The sequence below is a fragment of the Streptomyces sp. NPDC006261 genome (genome assembly GCF_040613515.1).
Taxonomy (GTDB): domain Bacteria; phylum Actinomycetota; class Actinomycetes; order Streptomycetales; family Streptomycetaceae; genus Streptomyces.
Genome location: NZ_JBEXSI010000140.1, coordinates 1 through 3,219 on the forward strand (window position 1 = coordinate 1; position 3,219 = coordinate 3,219).

Genomic DNA, 3,219 nt, shown 5'->3' on the forward strand with positions numbered 1-3,219 from the left:
CCCTCCGGTCGGCGGGGACGGTCGCAGGACGGCGATGTGCGCGGGCGTGATGCCCGGCTCTAGGCGCACATAGAAGGCCCTGCCCCAGTGATAGCCCGCCGCGACGAGCGCGTGGACGGGCCGGGCCAGCGGTTCGAGGCCGGGCAGCCGTCCGGCGAGGACGAGGGCGGGGGCGGCGGCCTCCAGGGCACAGGCGGCGGCGAGTGCGACGGTGCCCGGCTCGGGCAGCCCGTGCGCGGCGAGCAGCCGGGCCAGGAAGAACAGGACTCCGAGGGCGGCGGCCGCGACCGGCGTACCGTCGCCGCCGAAGCCGAGGTCGGCCAGGAACAGCAGGGGCAGCAGGGCGAAGAGGAAGAGCGTGACGGCCGCCAGGAGGAGGGGGCGCACTCCCGCGCCGAACTCCTCCAGTGCGCGGCTTCCGGTGAGTTTGCGGTGGGCCCGCACGGCGAAGAGGTGTGCGCACCAGGCCGCCGGGGCGAGTGCCGCGGTGAGACCGAGGAGCGGGGCGGGGCCGGCCTCCCACGGGCCGTCCGGGCCTCCGCTGACGACCTGGGCGATCAGCCCCTCGCCGTACACCGCGAAGCTCAGGAGCCAGCAGGCGTACATCCCGGCGCGGCCCGCTCCTTCGGGGGCGCGCAGCGGGCCCCGGCCCAGGCACAGCCGGAGCGCCAGACATGCCAGGAGTGCGCCGGTGACCGTCACGGCGGCCCGCACTCCCCCGCCGAGCACCCCTTCGGTGGCCCGGAGCAGCCCGGCGGTGGCGAGGCATGCGGCACCCGGAAGCAGCGCGAGCAGCGTCCACCCGGCGCGTGCCTCGGTGTCGGGGCCCGGCGGCGGGGGCGCGGCCACGGGAGGTCCGGCGGGCCGGGCGGGGGTGCGGGCGTACAGCTCCTCGGCGAGCGCGAACACGTCCCGGTGGCGGTAGCGCGCGGCGGTGCGGTCGGTGAGGCCGTGGGCTTCCAGGCCCGCGGCGATCTCCAGCGGGCTCACGGCCCGTTCGCACAGGCCGCGGTGGTGGTGCATGAGGGACTTCACGGGGTCGGCGGGGCCCCGGCGCACGGGTGCGGCGGGCCTGCGCCGCTCGGCACGCGAGGGGATCTCGGCGGGGCGTTCGGACACGGCGGCTGCGGGGGCGGCAGACGCGGCGACGAGCTCGATGGGAGCGGCGTCAGCGGGCTCGGGAGCCGCCGGGCCTGCAGCCACCGGCTCGGCGGTCTCGGCAGGCACAGCGCCGTCTTCCGGGCTGGGCATCGGGGGGTCTTCTCCATGGCCGGGGCGGATCGGGTGGTCACGCATCGCCGTCCTCCGGTCCGCCGGTGGCCGCACAGACGGGCTCGGGGGCGGCTTCCGGCTCCGCCCCGGCGGCCCAGCCCGGCACCCGGGCCCCGGTGGCCGCGGGCTGCGGCTGGGTCCAGGGGCCGAGCAGCCGGGCCTCCGCCGGGGCGGCGAAGAGCAGGGGCTCGCCGTCGGCGTCCACGGCGTCGGCCTCCCGGCACACGGGGGCATGCGAGATCAGCTCCAGGTAAATGCCGCGAAATGCCGCGAGGTTCTGTTCGACGGTGAAGAGTTCGAGCGCGCGGGCCCGCGCCGCCGCCCCCAGTCGCGCCCGGCGCTCGGGGTCGCGCAGCAGCGCGATACAGGCGTCGGCGAGCGCCCGGGGGTTGCGCGGGGGCACCACCAGGCCGGTGCCGCCGATGACTTCGACGACCGCTCCGACGTCCGTGGAGACAGTGGCCCGGCCGCAGAACATCGACTCGACGAGGCTGATCGGGAAGCCCTCGACCACGCTCGAGAGCACGATCACGCCGCCCGCCGCGTAGGCCTCGGCGAGGTCGGGGACCTCGGGGCCGCCGATCTCCTCGAAGGTGACCGGGCTGACGCCTTCGGTGTGGGCGCCGGTGGCCTCGTCCGGGAAGAGCTGGGCGGCCAGAGCCCGGCAGTGCGCTAGGTACGTGGTGGCTTCGCCGCCCTCGGTCGGGGCGCCGAAGATCCGCAGCCGGGCGTCCGGTTCGGCGCGGCGGACCTCGGCGAAGGCGTGGAGCAGGGCGATCAGGTCCTTGGCGGGCTGGATCCGGCCGGCCCAGACCAGCGTGTCCGGGCCGCCCGCGTCGTCGCCCTCGCCGACGGCGGAGAAGCGGTCGGCGGCCATGCCCGGGTAGACCGTGCGCTGCTTGGCCGGGTCGGCGCCGCACCGCTGCTGCCAGCGGCGGACGTGGGTGTTGCCGGGGGTGATGGACCCGGCCTGCCGGTAGACCTCGGCGGCCAGGTGGGCGTGGAAGTTGGCGAGGACGGCGCGCACGGGAGCGCCGAAGGGGGCGTCCGGCGCGGCGAGGTGGTGCGCTCGGAGCTGCACGCCGTGCTCGGTGACGAGGAGCGGCACTCCGAAGAAGCGTTTGGCCAGCAGGCCCGGGATGGCGGCCGCGCCGCCCGAGGCCGCGTGGCAGAGGTCGACCGCGCCGAGGCTCTCGGGGTCGTACCAGTCGAGGGAGAGCGGGCGCAGGACGCGCTCCAGCTCGGCGGCGGTGGCGAGGTGGTCCACGACGGTGGCGCTCTGCACGGTCCGGCCGGCGCCCCGGGCCCGGGAGGCGGCCTCCAGGATCCGTACGGTGGTCTCGGAGCGCAGGGCGAGGTGGAGTCCGCCCCGCTCCCGGGCCAGCTCGGCGAGCCCGTAGAAGCCCTCGGTGAAGAGCTCCGCGCCGGGCCCGTCTCCGGTGGCCCGGCCCGTGCCGGCGTCCTCGGTGGCGCAGACCGCGGTGGCCAGCGCCCTCACATGGGCGGCGAAGCGCTTGCGGTCGCGCCGCCCGTAGGACACGCCCCCACCGGTCACCAGCCGGGCCAGCAGGCGGGGTTCACCGCTGCCGCGCAGAGTGCCGTCCTCGGGGGTCCAGAGCGGCGCGGTGCGCACCCGGCTCACATGGTGCGGCAGCCTGACCCAGCCCTGGTCCTCCTGGTGGGCCGAGCGGCTCAGTGCGAAGAGGTCGAACTCGTGCTGCGGCAGCCCGCGCACCAGTCGGTCGCACCAGAGTCTGGACTCACCGGTCGCAAACGGATAGCCACCGTCGGTGAGCAGTCCGATCCGCACGAGTACACCCCCGATCTCCCTTGTGGGCGGCCGCCGTTGGAATGGCGACTCGCAGCGGGACGACCGTAAGCGGATACGCCGGTGGTGGGGGGGGGGCGGGGGGGGGGGCGGACGCCCGCCGGCGCGAACGGACGACA

The 3,219-nt window shown here is 76.6% G+C and carries 2 protein-coding genes; both read right to left on the reverse strand.

From position 1 onward, the window contains the following. Positions 1-1,251 (reverse strand): hypothetical protein (locus tag ABZ154_RS34875; RefSeq protein ID WP_356838469.1); only part of this gene is annotated, 1,251 nt, incomplete at its 3' end. 37 nt (positions 1,252-1,288) lie between these two features. Next, complete coding sequence (locus tag ABZ154_RS34880; protein ID WP_356838470.1) at positions 1,289-3,082, reverse strand: DUF3492 domain-containing protein; 1,794 nt, start codon at positions 3,080-3,082, stop codon at positions 1,289-1,291. Between the last annotated feature and the right edge of the window lie 137 nt (positions 3,083-3,219).